This is a genomic window from Streptomyces sp. NPDC018026, assembly GCF_044327745.1.
Taxonomy (GTDB): Bacteria; Actinomycetota; Actinomycetes; order Streptomycetales; family Streptomycetaceae; genus Streptomyces; species Streptomyces rubrogriseus.
The window spans coordinates 276,226-291,300 of sequence record NZ_JBIRFY010000004.1; the positions used below are offsets into that span (position 1 = coordinate 276,226).

A 15,075-nucleotide genomic window follows, 5' to 3' on the forward strand; every position below is an offset into this window, starting at 1 on the left:
AATCGACCAAAAATAACCAGGCGCGATGGCATTCAAAGCGAAAACCGAGGGAGCGGTGAAAGTGGCGACAATCCCGGCGAAGAGTCCACAGGAATCGCGGGCGATGAAGTTCCTTGCTGCCTGCACACTGGTGCCGATTCTCTGTTTCGCTTTTCAGGATCTCGGAAGTGAATACGGCGGAATGGACTGGCTCACCTACGGGTACGTGGCGTGGCCGATGATGATCGCGCCAGTGCTTATGCTGATCCTTTTCTTCAGAAACGGAGAACTTATCCGTAACCCGCATGTGGGCGCCAACTTCTCTCAGACGATCAAGATCGTTGCCGTGATGTATCTGTTCTGGAACATCATCGGAGCCATCGGCTACAGTTGGCTGGCTGTGATTTCCGTGCTTGCTTGCCTTGCGATCCTGGTGGCCGACTGGCAGCTCAAGAAGCGGACCGGTACATGAGCACGTCAAATTCGGAACAGCAGTCGCCCCCCGTCGAGGTGACCGCTCCCCGCGGCTATGAGCTTGTCCTGCCACCCGGTTGGGTCCGCATCCCCCTGCGCGAAGGCACCAAAGAAGCGCTCGGGAAGGTTCTGTTCTCGCATATGGGGCAAGTCCCGGAGGGAATTCCTCGGGACGACGCGATGCGCTTTCGGCTGGACATGCGTCGCCAGTTGGAGAGGCAGGCGCGTGCGGCCAGAAGAAACGGTGGCCTTGATCTCTATCTTCCGGTTCTGCCGCGCGGAGGGATCTTCCTCATGGCCTCTTTTATCGTCGCTGAGCTGCCGATCGGCCAAGCCCATGTGATCCCTCAACAGGCAGTAATCACTGAACTGGCCAACGAGGACACTCCAGACAGAACGGCGAAGCAGGTTGACGTGGCAGGTGCACCCGCCCTTCGTCGAGCCTATGGCTTGTCTCTCGAAGAGGAAGAGCCGAGCTCTGCCTCCGAAGCCGTACAGCAGGCCGCCCTGCCGACGCGACGGGTCGACTATGTGATCCCCGTGCCGGACGATCCCGGTCGCTGGATCAGCATCAACTTCTCCACGCCGGGTGATGGTGACATCGACAGCGAATTCACCGGTGTGCTGGTCGAGTTGTTCGACGCGGTGGTCGGCACGTTCAAATGGAGTTACGAGTGAGCTGGCTCAACGTCAAGCACGCCATGGATCTGTCCGCTTGGATCCGCATTCCGCTCATGTGGCCGGAACCGGGGCTTGAGGACGTCGAGGAGGCTCAGACGCCTGAGGCGTGGGCGCGCTACTTCGCCGAGGGGCTTTGGGAGGATCTGGCGTCGGAGAAGCCAGAACCCGGGGAAGTCGAGCTGCTGACCAACATCCTCTTGATGTACGCCATCAGGGCCCCCGCAGCCTATCCGGACTTCGAGGTATTCCTTCATCTCCGGCACCCACGGGAGATTCCGCTCCCGGTGTACGTCGACCTGGTGGAGATCGAGGAGGGTGAGGACCGGACAACCGCACTGCGTGAGCTGACCCACGCTGACGCGAGCTATACCGTCGAGCCGCCCATTGTCGAGGACTTCGATTCCCCCTACCTGGGGACCGGCTTGCGGGTACTGCGCTACTACCATGACGAAGACAGCAATGAGGTGCATGTCGGCCTCCGCTACGCCTGGCGTTACGAGGAGGGCACGGAAGCCGCGGACGTCCTGATCATCCTCGCCGATCCTGATGCCGGCAGGATCCTGCGAGCTCTCGACGAAATCGACGAATTCGCTCGCACTGTCCGAATCAGCCCGGATGAGGAGGCGGACGCCTGGAGTGGCAGTCGAACCTGACTGGATGTAATAGAGGGCAAATGCTGACATGCGGGGTTCTGTCAACAGGCGCCGGGTCTGCGCTGATGCTACGAGTCAGGCTATGGCCGACTATTTCTGTCAGGTGAGGAAGTCGTCAGGATGGTATTCTGTCACGCTGAGTTCGGTGCCCTCGGCGTCCATGACGGTGTTCAGGCCTGAGTGCCCAAAAAAGGCGTGGACCGTGCTGGGCGCGAGTACCTCGACGCGAAAGCAGCCGCATGTGTTCTGTTTGACGAGCGGAGGCTGGGCGTCCGGCGCCTTTGTCGAAGCGAACCGCTCTGCTGTTTCCCGCTGAGCGGTTGTCAGCGAGTCCAGGGAAAGGAAATCGAGCGGCTCGAGAAGGTAGCGAGTCAGCCTTTCTCGTTTCACGCTACTCAATCGGACCCATGAACCGTCCGCGAAGACGATCTTCGCGTCATTCCTGGCCTTGAAGTCACGCAGTTCCACACTCTTTATGCCCGACCGCGCAACGTCCCACAAGGGTTCGTCGTCGATGAGGGTGTCGTCTCCCTTGACGTACGGGAAGCCGACGATCACCAAGCGACGGTCCGTGACAACCGCGTGCGTGCGGTAGTGATCAGGAGAGGACCGGCCCGGATCCAACTGCCACGGCAAGGTCCGAGCCGTGGTGTCCGGAGCTGCCCAGATGACCGGGAAGTCCTCGACCTCGTCCGCACGATCGTGAGAGATGTCCGCACCTGTCTCTCCGGATGGCCCTCCGGCGCTCCCCCCTTGGGAGGACAGTGCCCCCCACGCCACGGTCATCGCAGCGATCGCCGTGCCTTTGAGGGTGTTCAGCGCGGTCGCCTTGGCCGCCGACCGCTCCGTGTACGTCGGTCCTTCCGGCCAGCCGGCCAGTTGAGCTTGAATGTCGTTGCGCTCTGTGTCGCGAAACCAACGCTTTCCTCTGACCCGCATGGCCGCGCCGGAGGCGAACGCCACCGGCGCGCGAGCGAGGAGGGTCTCCCCCTGAGGGGGTAGCCAGAGGGTCATGGCCGTCGTTCCTTCTCCATAGCTGACATAGGGGTGATGTGCTCCCAGGAACTCAGTCGGTCACATGCCCGTAGATCTTCGGAGCGACCTTGAGACCGGCGTCCAACGCCATCCCGGCAGCACTGAAGGAATCCAGATTCACGCCCGGTATCAGGTTCGCGCCCTTGGTCCCGATCAACTGGCCTGGGTGGTAGCCGGCGTAGGACAGGCCGCGCATGTGATGTTGGCGGATTCCTTGCCAAAGGAAAGCAGCACACGCGCATTACCGATTTCGGTGACCTTGAATCTTTTACCCAGCCGACTCGCAGTAGTGGCCGCCTTGGCCGCGCCGACGACCTTCGCACCTTTGCCGATCAGCCCAGGCCACTGGCCAGACTGCCAAGCTTCTTGGCGAGGTCGCGAGTGTCCTCGACATCTCCGGGCGTAGGGTCCCAGCCTATGTTCGGGAACGCGGGACGCGTACCGGCCACGTCTACTTCCCCTTCTTGGCCTTGGCGGTTTTGAGGGACTCGGCCAGGTCCAGGTCGAGGTCGCTGAACGTGTCGCCGATGTGTTTGATCATCTTGACGGCGCCGTGCGTGTGCTTGCCCAGATGCTTGATCCCGTAGCTCCACTCGTCCGCGAAGTCCTGGACGTCGTCGATGAGTTTCGGTTCACCGACGGCCGAGGCGTCGGTGCCGCGCAGCGTCCGGCGAGTGGCTTCCATGCGGTCGCTGATGGAGGAGAACGTCTCCTTCAAGTGCTGGAAAATGGTGTCGTCGAGTGTCAGGTCGCTCATGCGGCGTTCGGGTCCCTCCGGGCATTGGGGGCAAGCTCACTGACCGTATCGATCAGTCGCCTGATTTCGCCACCGGGAACGAGTCAAGTGCGGACGGGAGTTACTCAAGTACGGGACGCCGACTCCTCGCGCAAACCCGTCCCCCTTCGCCACACCTCAACGATCGGCCTCAGGTAGCCGGAGCGTCCGCGCGAAGTCGTCCAGCGCCTCCATTGCCGCGGCAATCACGTCCGGATCGTCGTGGTGTCCGCGGAGGCAGACGTCCGGGACGCCGGGCGGTGTGTGCCAGTGGTACGTCACCGCGGTCATCGTGATGGTGCTGTCCGCCGGGTAGGAGCGAGTGACCCGGATGCCGTTCTCGCCCAGATGCGGGGAGGCGAACGGCAGGCTGGCGGTCCGCTGTTGCCACTCGGGGATGCCCGGGTGCGGCACGGTGAACGCGGTGGACCCCTCACAGGAGGCCGTGTCAGGGGCCTCGCAGTGAATGCGGGTGGCGTGCATCACGAGGGGCATGCGGGTTAGCGGAACCGGGTGGTGGATGAACGCCTCGTCGGCTTCAAGCTTGTCCCGGAGCATGACGATCTTCTTCTCGTAGAAGCGCTTGTGGAATCGACGGAGTTTGCGGGTGAGGTCGACGCCGTGGACAGCGGCCAGGCCGGTCAGGTGCAGGTCCAGCCATTCCCCGAAATTCTTCTTGTCGATCTGGAGGTGGAGATAGCCCCAGAGATCTGGGTTGGCGTCCGTGTCGATGTGGAGCGGGGCGCCGAGGTCGGCGCTCCACAGCGTGCCTTCGGACATGAGCGCTCTCTTTCGTCGGGGCACGGCAGAAGGGGCCTTCAGACGTAAGTCCACATGTCACTTCCACGGCGTTTCTCGGGAGGACTGGCCAGCGCCGGGGGTTGGTGACTCCGGGGCGGGCAGGCGCATCACATACTTGTGGATCTCGCTGCGTGTTTCGTCGGTGATGACCGTCAGCCACGACCCGTCCGAGAACACGACACGGAGCCTGTCACTGGGATGGACACCGAGAAGCGGGTCCTCCACCCGGGCCTCAGACGCCGGAATCTCGGCAACGACGACCATGCGCTCCGACTGTCGGACGGACACCCGCTTGGGGGGAGCGGCCAGCACGATGCGCTCCGGCGTCAGTACGAGCAGGCGCTTGGGATGTGACGAGTGGCCGTACCAGCGCAGCACGAACTGTCCGGCCGCCGCGGTCCAGTCCCCGTCGAAGAGCTGGTCCAGGGCGTGGGCCTTGATGGCCCTCCTCCGCTCCTCGTCGTCCCGGGCCCGGGCGCGGGACCTGGCGCGCTCCTTGGGGCTCAGGAGCCACTCCGCCAGGTCCTCCAACGAAGCGAGCAACGCCAGGAGCGCCCCGAAGGGCCAGAGGACGGCCACCAGCGCGACACCCAGCATGCCAAGCGGCCGGATGAACGCGGGGCGTATGGGCGCCCCACCTGCGGCTTCGTGTACGTCCGCGGGTGGGTCGGGAATCCTGCTGATCCGGCACCAGGCGGCACAGTCGGCTTCAAGTCCGAGTCGTGTCTTCGCGGTCTTGGCGAGACCTGTGGTTCTCATCGGCGATTGACTGCCTGGATTTCCTGGACCGTGACGGCCTGTCCGTTCTCGAAGGTGCCGTCGGGGAGGTCGCCGCCCGCGCCGCCGGAGCCGGTCCAGGCGATCTCCCAGGTGATGGTGGCCTGGAGGTCGAAGGTGTCGTCTCCGGACGAGCGGAGGTACTTGATGCCGCAGGGCGGCGTCCGGTCGGCGTTGCCCTTGGCGTAGGGCTCGCCGATGGAGCCGTCGTCGTTGATCGTGCACTCGCCGGAGGCCGGGTAGGTCACAGCGTCCGGGGTGCCCGGCTCCAGCTTGAGCGACACGGGCTTGGCGGTGGTCGTGGCCGTGAGGGCGAAGCCAGGGGCGTCGATGGCGGCCGTGGCCCGGACCTCGTGGAAGTCGGCCTTGTCGAGCCAGGCCCAGGTCGGCAGGTTCACCTTCGTGGTCTGGGCCGGGGCGAGGGTGACCTCGGTGCCGGGCAGCTCCATGTGCTGGTACGCGAGGGCGGCGAGAATCTCCGGGGTGATGGCCTCCTCGTACTGGGGCGGCGGGGCCTCGCCGTTGTCGACCCAGAACGGGAGGTCGGTGCAGGAGTTGCGCTTCAGGTAGTCGGACTCGTTCGGATTTTCGACGCCGGCCCAGAACATTCCCTCGCCGTCCTTGGCGACGTTGTAGTCCTTATAACCGGGCGTGTCCGTCCAGCCGTACTCGTCCTCGTAGTGCGCCTTCGTCTGGCCGATCGCTGCGGCGGGGGTCCCGGTCATGCCGGGTGCACTCGCTGCCTCCTCTATCTCGGCGGACATCTTCTTCTTGAAGTCCTTGGCGCCGAGGTAGGGGGCGTACCAGCAGGGTGGGGGAGTCCAATCGACGTCGGCGGACGTCACGTTTCCGGTACCACCGTTGGGGGCGACAGAGCCGGAGTACGTGATGCGTGCGGCGGCATAGATGCCCGTTTTGTCACCGCCGCCGGATTGTTCGGTGTCGGCGCCCTGGCCGTTGCTCGGCTGCTCTCCCGCGTACGCAGGATCCGCGAGGGAGGTGCCCAGGACCAACGTCAGCGCAGCCAGGCCGGTGATGAGGGCCGTGCGCCGTGACGTCGTCACTGACACTTCGCCGCCTTCGTTTCGACGAACACCTTGGACGCCTGCCACATCCCGTCCCCCGTCGGGTACTTGGACATGACGATCTTGAAGTAATCGAAGTCCGTGATGCTGGGTGTGCCCTTCAGGACTTTCCCGGTCTTGACCTCTTTGGAGTAGAACTTGCTCGAGTCCACGCAGAACGCGACTTCCACCGAGTTGCCGTTGGGGGCGGACCGAGTGGTGGCCTGGTAGTGGCGGCGGGTGCCGGTCGACGTCCAGTCGCCTTCGAGTCGGGCGTCGATCTGCGTGCGCGCGTACTTCAGCCCGTCCCCGGTGGCGTAGGTGGCCAACGCGGCGTCCTTGGTCGTGCGCTTGTCGACGCCACGGTAGATGGCACGAACGTAGTTTGCCGCGTCGTCCATCGCGGCCGCTTCGTTCTTGTCCTTCGGCTTGTCCCAGTCGAAGACCAGGTTCATGTCCTTCGGGAGGGACAGGTCCACGCCGTCCGGCTTGTCCTCCGCCGGTGCCGCCGAGGACTCGGCTGTCGCGCTCGGGGTCGCAGAACCCTGCTCCGCCCCCGCGATCTTGTCGTTGTCGCTGGACTTGTCGTCCCCGCCCCCGCAGGCCGTCAGCAGCAGGGCTGCTGAGGCGGCGAGCGCGGCAGCAACGGGCAAAGAGCGGCGCTTCACAGTGGACTCCCCGTGAGACAGAAGTGCAGTCGAGGCCACTGACCGTATCCGCGTGCTTCCCGATTTCGCCAGAGTGCTAGGCGAGTGACGGATTCGAGGGCCAGTCGACCCCGGAGTCCCGGAGCACGCGACTGTATTTCCTGTACCTGTGCCGTGCGATGGCGAGGCCCGTCAGCCACAGGGCGGCGAAGAACAGCCAGACGGCGCCGCACACGAGCAGCGACTGGGCGCTGAAACCGGTCTGGGACAGGGGAATGAGCATGGCCACCATGAGGACCAGGAGGGCGGTCAGTCCCCGGCGTCGGTGGGTGCGGCTGTAGTCGACCATGATGCGGGCGTGCAGGAGATCGACCTCGTGCCGCACCTCGGGCAGTGGCCGCAGGCGGCTGCCCCCGGGGCGCATGCCGGGCAGCGGCCCGGCTTCCGGCGCAGCCGGGTAGTGCTGGGCGCTCCACGCCGCCCGCTCCGGCGCGTCCGGCAGCCGGCGAAAGGCGAAGTACGGGTTCGGGCTCCCCTTGGGCGACAGCGTGGACAGCCCGTCGTACCGGTATCCGTACTGCTCGGCGACGTAGGCGAAGGCGGCGAATTTCCGCCACGACCGCTGCAGGTTGCGGGCGTCATGCCGTTCGACACCCTGCGCGCCGTCCCGCAGCAGTGCTCTGAGCTGGGGCTGCAGGAACATCGGACCAACCTCCTGGGACCGGGTCGTAGCACGACGTCGGGACGCCATTACCGTGGGATCGGCGAGATGGCGCAATCACTCGCCCCACGGATAGCTTCCTATCACTGGGCCAGGCAAGCTCCCCGCGGCGGGAGGCGTTCGACACACAGGGATGCACAGGGGGACAGCAGTGGGTTCGTCCAAGTACCCGAATCTGGGATTCGATCCGGCTCCGGGAGATCTGGAGACGGTGCGTCTGATGGTGGGCGCGATCGGCAGGGTCAGCCGCGAGAGCGGTACGGCGCACACGCAGCTCAGCAAGATCGGCGCCTCCGACGGCATCTGGACGGGCAAGGCTGCCGACACGTTCGCGAAGTCGGTCGAGAAGATCCCGCCCTACCTCAAGAAGGCCCTCGACTCGGTCGGCTCCGCCCACCGGGCCCTGTCCAACTGGGAGACCAGCCTGGACGGGTTCCAGTCGAGGGCCCGTGCCTTGGAGGAAGAGGCGGCAGCGGCGGCCCGGAAAGTCGGTACGGCCAAGGGGAGCCTGGACGGCCTGCCCGATGACACGTCCGAGATGACGGACAAGGAGAAGGAAGAGTACGAGAAGGACAAGAAGGGCAAGAAGGCGGCCTACGACTCCGCGAACGGTGAGTTGGAGGCCGTGCGAGGACGGGCGCACACCCTGCATGCGGAGTACGTCACAGCGGCGGACCTGACGGCACGTACGGTCAAGGAGGCCGCGGATGACGCCCCGCCGGAGCCGGGTTGGTTCGACGACCTCGTGGACGGTTTCACCGATTTCCTGTCCGATGCCTGGAACGTCCTCAGCGACCCCAACTTCTGGAAGCTCGTCGGCGACATCCTCGCCGACATCGCCATGGTCATCGGCGTGGTGTGCCTGGTCGCCCTGATGCTGGGCACCGGCGTGGGCGCGCTGGGGCTCATCGGATTCATCGTCGGAGTCGGCGCGCTGGCCGCGCACGGTGCCGCCATGGCCGGAGGTGCGGAGGGCGTCACGTGGCAGACCCTGGCCTGGGACGCCCTCGGGGTGGTCGCGGGCGGTGCCTCCCTCGGTGGGGCGAAGCTCGCTCAGGCGGGACGGGCGCTGGTGCAGTCCGGGCGCTCCCTGCGCGCCTCGCAGGGGCTCATGGCGACGCTCGGCAGGATCGGCCCCGGAGGGTGGGGCAACATCGCGAAGATTCCCAGTGGTATGGCGAACTCCATGCGCGGGTTCGCCACGGCGGGCAAGGGCTGGGTGCACGTCGCCACGGGCAAGACCCTCGACGTCGTCGGCACGGTGACCGGTGCGGGTTTCGCGTTCGGCTCCAACACCAACGAAGGCCGGTGGCTGGACGGCGACTGGAACATCTCCGACATACCCGTGGTGGGTCCCGGAGCCGGCTTCGTCGACTACGAGGCGCCGGACAACGAGCCGAAGACGATGGCGCCCGGTCCCCTGGGCCCCCGGTTCGACAGCACCACCACGCTCACCTCGGCCGGCGAGAGCTTCACCAAGGGGCTCCAGCCCGGCAACTTCGGGACCGCCGCATGACCCGCACACCGATCGAAGCCGCCGCTGCCCGCCAGGTCCCGTACGCGTTCCGGTACACGGTGCCCGACGAATTCGTGCGGTTGCCCGACCCCGCAGCCGTCGAAGGCTGGGAGAAGGCGCTCAAACGACTCGTTCCGGATGCCGACGAGGAGCAGTTGGCCTCGGCCACGGAACAGATGAGGGCGGTGCTCCCCGGTCTTTCCGCGGGCGGGGAGGACACGGTCGATCTGGCGGCGATGTGCCTGGGCACGGAGGACGTCGCGGGCGAGGAGCGACTCTCCATGGGCCTGCTCGCCGTCACCGTGAAGCCGAGCGGGCATCATGACCGGCTGCTGACGGCTGAAGGCATCTACCGGGCGAAGCGCCACGGGTTCTTCGCCGACGAGCCCGAGCTGCAGGAACTGGACTTCGACCTGGGCAAGGGCGTGCAAGGGCGACAGGACATGCTCCTGGCGGTCAAACTGCCCTCCGGCCCGGCCGTGATGTCCACGTCATTGCGTCTGCTCACCCTGCCCGCGAGCTTCGTCGCCGAGAGCGGTCTCGCGGACGCCGTCGGCGAAGACGAGACCGTACGACCGACCCTGCCGGTTGCTTCGCTGCAGCTGATCGTCCCGGCGCCGCGCGACTACTGCGTCTACGTGACGATCTCCACGCCGTCGGTGTTCCTGCTCGACTCGTACTGCGGGCGGCTCGCCCAGATCGGCCGGACTTTCACCTTCGATGTGGAGAAGGGCGCTCATTGAGACCCGAGGTGGTGGCGGGCGTGCGAGCTACTTCTTACCCTCGTTCTGCTTTTTCTTCAGCTCGTCGTTCAGCTTCTGATCGAGCTTGGTGAACTCTTCCGAGGACTTCTTGGCGAACTTGGAGACGCCCTTGGTCAGCTTCGACAGCTGACCGAAGCCGTAGTCCCATGAGTCCGCGAAGTCGTCGCACGCGGACTCGAGGCCGCCGTGCCCGATCTGTTTGGAGTCGGCGTGCCTCATGCCCTTGGACGCGGACTTCATCTGGCCGCCGCTGGTCTCCAGCGTGCCGGCCATCCCGAGGACTTCGTCACTCGCGAAACGCAGAAAGGACAACCGTCTCTCCCCTTCCCTCCCGATGCGCGCGGTTGCCCGAGCGTACCTCGGCTCAGCGGTTGAAGGACTGGACCTGCTGGACGGTGACGGCCCGGTCGCGCTGCTCTCAGTGCACGTGCGACGGCGCCCGGACACGGCCTCGGCGGACAGGCTTGTCGCGCGTCACCTCGTCCGTCGACTTGGCGAAGGCGTACCCGTCGTCCGGCTCCTCCACCTCGAAGCCGTCGGTGTCGGTCTTCGTGACGAGCGTCGCGGCCGCGTGTTCGGCGGGGGTGGGCGCCTCGGCCGTGGAGGTGGACTTCGACGAGCCCGCTTTCGGTTCGTCGGTCGCCGGGTCTGGATCCGAACTGCCTCCGCACGCGGTGAGCGCGGTGACGGACAGCAGGGACAGGGCGGCGAGGGCAGTGGACGCGGGGCGGTACACGGGTAATCCGTTGCTCCCTGGGTGGGGGAGAGAGGTCAGTGGTGGTCGTCGAGCAGTGCGCGCAGCTGTGGGGAGAGTTCCGGTACGTGTGCGCCCGCGGCCTGTGCGGCCTCCAGCTCCTTGATGTATTTCAGGGCCTCCTCGCGCAGTTCGTTCTTCTCGTCGCCCTGACGGCTGCCCGCCAGCCAGACGAGGACGGCCACGGGGACGAGGAAGGCCGTGGCGTATCCGAGGGGGGAGCCGTCGGTGTAGGCCCAGGCGGTGCCGATCACGCCGGCGAAGATGAGGAGGCAACCTGTCTCGTCGTGCCAGCCACCCACATCTGCCATGCGTTCGTAGTCCTCGACCTTTGAGGGTTTCGGCGGTACGGGTATTGCCGGAGCGGGTGCCGATGGCTTGGGAGTGGTTTGCGGTTCCGGGCTTTCGTCGGGTGTGTCGGCGTCCTGTTCGGGCGTTGCTGGAGCGGGTGTTGCCTGCGCAGTGGCCGGTTGTACCGGCGGATACGTCGGGACGGGGGCGATGCCCTTCCCTCCGCCGGTCGACGACCGCCCCTCCAACCACGCGGGGATGTGTGTCACCGGTATCCCGTGGGCGCGGGCGACGCCCAGGGTCTCGCGGTAGCCGACGAGTACCGGGTGGATCAACTCGCGCTTCCACCTGACGCGTACGAGTGTGAGGGCCGCGATCGCGACGATCAGGAGGGGCCCCGCCGGAGCGGCCGCCAGAATCGGATCGCCGGCGAGCGCCGGGATGGTCGGGCCGAGGAACGGCCAGACGACTCCGAGTGTCAGTGTCGAACCACCCAGCCAGACGAGTGGGCCGCGTTGTGTCGCCTGCAACGCCTGCCGCCGCTCCGCCAGCAGGGCCGTCACTGCCATGTCATCGGTGTAGTCGACGCCGTGACGTGTGCCGACGGCGCGTATGACCTCTGCCGCTCTCGGGTCGGCCGACAGCGCGGCCCCGTTCACCGGGAGTAGGTCCATCGATTCCCCCACTGCTCTCCCTCTGCAACTCTCTCTGTGTACACGCCCCGTCACTGATCCGAGCGAAGATCATGGCACGGCCGGTCGGGCCCCTCGTGAGTGAATCGTGCAGGACTCATGGGCGCACCGTGACGAACCGCGCGCGGATGGTGTCGGGCTCTGGCCGTCCGTGATTCGCGCGAGCACAGTGAGAGTGGCTGCTTGTTGGGCCTCGCTCAAAGGGGCTCCACCGGTGCGAAGTTGCAGATGAGTAACGGTGGACAGGGTGTGCGGGCAGGGGAGGGCATGCCTTGAGGGGCTTATGTGCGGCTGATACGGTGCGGTGGCTTGACACTCGCCTTACTGCTGGCTATTTGCCCAGGTCGGGCGGGTGCGTACGGGGATGCCCCGGGACGCCATCGGTCGGGCGGTCACGGGTGAAGTGTCCGAAATTGCAGATGATTCTGCGGACTTGGGTGATCGGCGCCCGAGTGAGTACGTGGCAGGCAATTTTCTTGGTTGTACGGGGAGCGGTTGCGTGAAGATCCAGGAGCGTACGGGGGCGGGCGCGGGACGTTCCGCGGCTCCGGCTCAGCCGTCGGTCGGTGACCGGCTTCCCAGCCCTCCTCGCGAGCGCAAACCGGCGCTGGCCGCGCTGGCGGTGCTGCTGATCCTGCTGGGCGCCCTCGGCGCGACGATGCTGGTGCTGCAGGTCGGTGACCGGGTCGAGGCGATCCAGGTGACGGCGGACATCAAGCCTGGTGAGTCCATCACCGACGACAACATCAAGGTCGTCATGGTGAACGACGACTCCGGCGCCAACTTCGTGCGCTGGGACCAGCGCGACGGGCTGATGAAGCTCCAGGCCAAGTCCACGATCTACAAGGGCACCGTCGTCGTCGGCGAGATGTTCGCCGGCAAGTCCGGCATGGAGCAGGGCAAGGCCACGGTCGGTGTCGCCCTCAAGGAGGGCCAGTACCCCAAGGGCCTGGAAGCGGGCGACAACGTCGCCGTCTACCGCGTCGGCAACAAGTCCACCGGCGGCGGGGACCAGGAAGGCTCCTCCGGGTCCGCCGGTGCCGACAGTTCGCTGCTGGTCGAGCGCGCGGTGGTCGAGGACGCTTCCGCCGCCTCGGGCGACAGCATCACCAGCACCAACCTGCCCGTCACGCTGACCGTCGACGCCGCCGACGCCGCGGCGCTGGCGCAGGCCGCGTCCGCGGGCGAGGTCGCCGTCGTTCTGATTCCCGGCAACTAGAAGGCGACCGAAGAAGCCATGGCCCTCATCGCCCTCGCCGCCGACAAGGGTTCCCCCGGCGTCACCACCGCGGCCGTCGCCCTCGCGGCGGTCTGGCCGCGCCGTGTCCTGCTCGCCGAGACCGACCCGGCAGGCGGCGACCTGGTGTACCGGTCCGCCGCCGCGCACGGCGGTCCGCTGAACCCGAACACCGGCATGCTGTCGATCGCCGCGACCGCCCGCCGCGGGCTCGTGCCCGACCAGCTCTGGGACCACGTACAGCCGCTCAGCGGCGGCCTCGAAGTCCTCGTCGGCCTCGGCATCTCCGAGCAGGCCGCCGGGCTCGCGGGCCTGTGGCCCACCCTCGGCCGGGCCTTCGCCTCCCTCGCCGACTCCCCGAACGCACCCGCCGACGTCATCGCCGACTGCGGCCGGATCAGCGGGGACTCCCCGGCGACCGAGCTGTTCCCGCACGCCTCCCTCGTCCTCCTCCTCTCCCGCACCGAGCCGGAGGCCATCGCCCGGGTCCGGGACCGTGCCGCCGCGCTGTCCAACAAGCTGCACGGCGGATCGCGGGGCGCCGCCGGCCTCGGTCTGCCGCTGATCGGCGTCGTCCTCGTCGCCGACACCAACAACGCCGCCAAGCTCTCCGGCCAGGTCAACGACATGCTGGTGCACGCCCAGACCGGCGCTCGCGTGGTCGGCACGATCGCCGACGACCCGGCCGGCGCCGACCAGTTGGCCGGACGCAGGCGCGGGCGGCTGGAGAAGTCCCTGCTCATCCGCTCGGCCCGCAAGGTCACCTCGGACCTGTACCAGCAGTTCGGCGCCGCCTGGTCCATGCCCACCGGCCCCGGTGCCGCAGGTCCCGCCGGGCCCGGCATGTCCGGCCACGCGGGGGCCGGCCGATGACCGCTGTCGACCACTCGTTGGTCAAGCGGTTCCGGCAGGACGCCGGCGACCGCATCTCCGAGCAGCGCCGCCAGGACCAGGTCAGCGGCGTCACGCCGATGTCCACCGAGGACGAACGGCACTACGCGCGCGCCGTCATCGCGCAGATACTGGAGGAGTACGCCCGCGCGGAGATCAACGGCGGGCGTACGCCGCTGGACGCGGAGACGGAGGAGGCGTACGCGGCCGCCGTGCACGCCGCGCTCTTCGGCGTCGGGCGCCTTCAGCCGCTCCTCGACGACCCCGAGGTCGAGAACATCGACATCAACGGCTGCGACCACGTCTTCGTCGGCTACTCCGACGGGCGAGAGACGCGCGGGGAGGCCGTCGCCGAGACCGACGAGGAACTCATCGAGCTGATCCAGATCCTCGGCGCCTACTCCGGCCTGTCCTCCCGCCCCTTCGACTCCGCCAACCCGCAGCTGGACCTGAGGCTGCCGGACGGTTCGCGTCTGTCGGCGGTCATGGACGTCGCCCGGCGCCCGGCGCTCTCCATCCGCCGCGCCCGCCTGGGCAAGGTCTTCATCTCCGACCTGGTCGGCAACGGCACCCTCACCCCCGAGCTGGGCCACTTCCTGGCCTGCGCGGTCCGGGCCCGCAAGAACATCATGATCGCGGGCGCCACCAACGCCGGAAAGACGACACTGCTGCGCGCCCTCGCCAACGAGATCCCGCCGCACGAGCGGCTGATCACGGTGGAACGCGCGCTGGAGCTGGGCCTGGACACCTTCCCCGAACTCCACCCCAACGTCGTGGCGTTCGAGGAGCGGCTGCCCAACTCCGAGGGCCAGGGCGCCATCACCATGGCGGAACTGGTCCGCCGTTCCCTGCGCATGAACCCCTCCCGCGTCATCGTCGGTGAGGTGCTCGGCGACGAGATCGTCACCATGCTGAACGCGATGTCGCAGGGCAACGACGGCTCGCTCTCCACGATCCACGCCAACAGCTCGCACGAGGTCTTCAACCGCATCTCCACGTACGCCCTCCAGGCGACCGAGCGGCTGCCGATCGAGGCCAGCCAGATGCTGGTGGCCGGCGCCGTCAACTTCGTCGTCTTCGTCCAGCGGCGCAACGACTTCCAGAGCGGCGGCCGTCTCCAGCGCATGGTCACCTCGGTCCGCGAGGTCAACGGCGTCGACGGCCGGGTGCTGTCCAGCGAGGTGTTCACCGAGACGCCCGACGGCCAGGTCGTCCCGCACGCCCCCATCGCCTGCCTGGAGGAACTCATCGCCTACGGCTACCGGCCCAACGGAACGTGGGGGTGAGAGGGACATGAGCGACACGCACCACATGACGCACGAC

19 protein-coding genes are annotated in these 15,075 nt (G+C 66.9%); 8 read left to right on the top strand and 11 right to left on the bottom strand.

Features of this window, described 5'->3' with window-relative positions; translation table 11 throughout:
- Window positions 1–25 precede the first annotated feature (25 nt).
- Genes ACH4D3_RS15265 through ACH4D3_RS15275 form a run of 3 tightly spaced genes read left to right on the top strand, consistent with a single transcriptional unit; the run spans window position 26 to window position 1,787 of the window.
- A complete protein-coding gene (locus tag ACH4D3_RS15265; protein WP_398321830.1) occupies window positions 26–451 on the top strand; it encodes a hypothetical protein in 426 nt (141 codons plus the stop codon).
- On the top strand, window positions 448–1,131 hold the full coding sequence (locus ACH4D3_RS15270) for a hypothetical protein (protein WP_398321833.1): 684 nt from the start codon (window positions 448–450) through the stop codon (window positions 1,129–1,131). The genes ACH4D3_RS15265 and ACH4D3_RS15270 overlap by 4 nt, the downstream gene beginning before the upstream one ends.
- The gene (locus tag ACH4D3_RS15275) at window positions 1,128–1,787 is read left to right on the top strand and encodes a hypothetical protein (protein ID WP_398321836.1); all 660 of its coding nucleotides are present in this window, start codon (window positions 1,128–1,130) and stop codon (window positions 1,785–1,787) included. The genes ACH4D3_RS15270 and ACH4D3_RS15275 overlap by 4 nt, the downstream gene beginning before the upstream one ends.
- 99 nt (window positions 1,788–1,886) lie before the next feature.
- On the opposite strand, the gene ACH4D3_RS15280 is transcribed toward ACH4D3_RS15275, so the two are convergent.
- From ACH4D3_RS15280 to ACH4D3_RS15315, 8 genes are all read right to left on the bottom strand, one after another.
- Window positions 1,887–2,801, bottom strand: a complete 915-nt coding sequence (locus tag ACH4D3_RS15280; RefSeq protein WP_398321839.1) for a hypothetical protein — start codon at window positions 2,799–2,801, stop codon at window positions 1,887–1,889.
- Window positions 2,802–2,853: 52 nt separating this feature from the next.
- Window positions 2,854–3,018 carry a hypothetical protein gene (locus ACH4D3_RS15285; RefSeq protein ID WP_398321842.1) on the bottom strand — a complete coding sequence of 55 codons (165 nt, stop codon included), beginning with the start codon at window positions 3,016–3,018 and terminating at the stop codon, window positions 2,854–2,856.
- Between the two features lie 255 nt (window positions 3,019–3,273).
- Window positions 3,274–3,579, bottom strand: a complete 306-nt coding sequence (locus ACH4D3_RS15290; protein ID WP_398321844.1) for a hypothetical protein — start codon at window positions 3,577–3,579, stop codon at window positions 3,274–3,276.
- Between the two features lie 156 nt (window positions 3,580–3,735).
- Window positions 3,736–4,377, bottom strand: coding sequence for a hypothetical protein (locus ACH4D3_RS15295; RefSeq protein ID WP_398321847.1), 642 nt, complete (start codon window positions 4,375–4,377; stop codon window positions 3,736–3,738).
- Window positions 4,378–4,434: 57 nt separating this feature from the next.
- Window positions 4,435–4,995, bottom strand: coding sequence for a hypothetical protein (locus ACH4D3_RS15300; RefSeq protein WP_398321850.1), 561 nt, complete (start codon window positions 4,993–4,995; stop codon window positions 4,435–4,437).
- Between the two features lie 158 nt (window positions 4,996–5,153).
- Window positions 5,154–6,245, bottom strand: a complete 1,092-nt coding sequence (locus ACH4D3_RS15305; RefSeq protein WP_398321853.1) for a hypothetical protein — start codon at window positions 6,243–6,245, stop codon at window positions 5,154–5,156.
- Window positions 6,236–6,907 (bottom strand): hypothetical protein, encoded by a 672-nt coding sequence (locus ACH4D3_RS15310; RefSeq protein ID WP_398321855.1) that lies wholly within the window; start codon window positions 6,905–6,907, stop codon window positions 6,236–6,238. The genes ACH4D3_RS15305 and ACH4D3_RS15310 overlap by 10 nt, the downstream gene beginning before the upstream one ends.
- A gap of 76 nt (window positions 6,908–6,983) precedes the next feature.
- Window positions 6,984–7,589 carry a hypothetical protein gene (locus ACH4D3_RS15315; RefSeq protein WP_398321858.1) on the bottom strand — a complete coding sequence of 202 codons (606 nt, stop codon included), beginning with the start codon at window positions 7,587–7,589 and terminating at the stop codon, window positions 6,984–6,986.
- Window positions 7,590–7,827: 238 nt separating this feature from the next.
- Between ACH4D3_RS15315 and ACH4D3_RS15320 the strand changes: the two genes are divergently transcribed.
- A complete protein-coding gene (locus tag ACH4D3_RS15320; RefSeq protein WP_398321861.1) occupies window positions 7,828–9,123 on the top strand; it encodes a putative T7SS-secreted protein in 1,296 nt (431 codons plus the stop codon).
- The gene (locus ACH4D3_RS15325) at window positions 9,120–9,866 is read left to right on the top strand and encodes a hypothetical protein (RefSeq protein ID WP_398321864.1); all 747 of its coding nucleotides are present in this window, start codon (window positions 9,120–9,122) and stop codon (window positions 9,864–9,866) included. The genes ACH4D3_RS15320 and ACH4D3_RS15325 overlap by 4 nt, the downstream gene beginning before the upstream one ends.
- Before the next feature lie 27 nt (window positions 9,867–9,893).
- On the opposite strand, the gene ACH4D3_RS15330 is transcribed toward ACH4D3_RS15325, so the two are convergent.
- From ACH4D3_RS15330 to ACH4D3_RS15340, 3 genes are all read right to left on the bottom strand, one after another.
- Complete coding sequence (locus tag ACH4D3_RS15330; protein WP_398321867.1) at window positions 9,894–10,199, bottom strand: hypothetical protein; 306 nt, start codon at window positions 10,197–10,199, stop codon at window positions 9,894–9,896.
- 106 nt (window positions 10,200–10,305) lie between these two features.
- Window positions 10,306–10,623, bottom strand: a complete 318-nt coding sequence (locus ACH4D3_RS15335; RefSeq protein ID WP_398321870.1) for a hypothetical protein — start codon at window positions 10,621–10,623, stop codon at window positions 10,306–10,308.
- A 35-nt stretch (window positions 10,624–10,658) separates the two neighbouring features.
- Window positions 10,659–11,618: a hypothetical protein gene (locus ACH4D3_RS15340; RefSeq protein WP_398321873.1), complete on the bottom strand. Its 960-nt coding sequence runs from the start codon at window positions 11,616–11,618 to the stop codon at window positions 10,659–10,661.
- Between the two features lie 505 nt (window positions 11,619–12,123).
- Here ACH4D3_RS15340 and ACH4D3_RS15345 point away from each other — a divergent pair.
- The 3 genes from ACH4D3_RS15345 to ACH4D3_RS15355 are packed head-to-tail and all read left to right on the top strand — an operon-like array spanning window position 12,124 to window position 15,038.
- On the top strand, window positions 12,124–12,843 hold the full coding sequence (locus ACH4D3_RS15345; RefSeq protein ID WP_398321876.1) for a hypothetical protein: 720 nt from the start codon (window positions 12,124–12,126) through the stop codon (window positions 12,841–12,843).
- Between the two features lie 18 nt (window positions 12,844–12,861).
- Window positions 12,862–13,734, top strand: coding sequence for a hypothetical protein (locus ACH4D3_RS15350; protein ID WP_398321878.1), 873 nt, complete (start codon window positions 12,862–12,864; stop codon window positions 13,732–13,734).
- Window positions 13,731–15,038: a CpaF family protein gene (locus ACH4D3_RS15355; protein ID WP_398321881.1), complete on the top strand. Its 1,308-nt coding sequence runs from the start codon at window positions 13,731–13,733 to the stop codon at window positions 15,036–15,038. The genes ACH4D3_RS15350 and ACH4D3_RS15355 overlap by 4 nt, the downstream gene beginning before the upstream one ends.
- The last annotated feature ends 37 nt before the right edge of the window (window positions 15,039–15,075 follow it).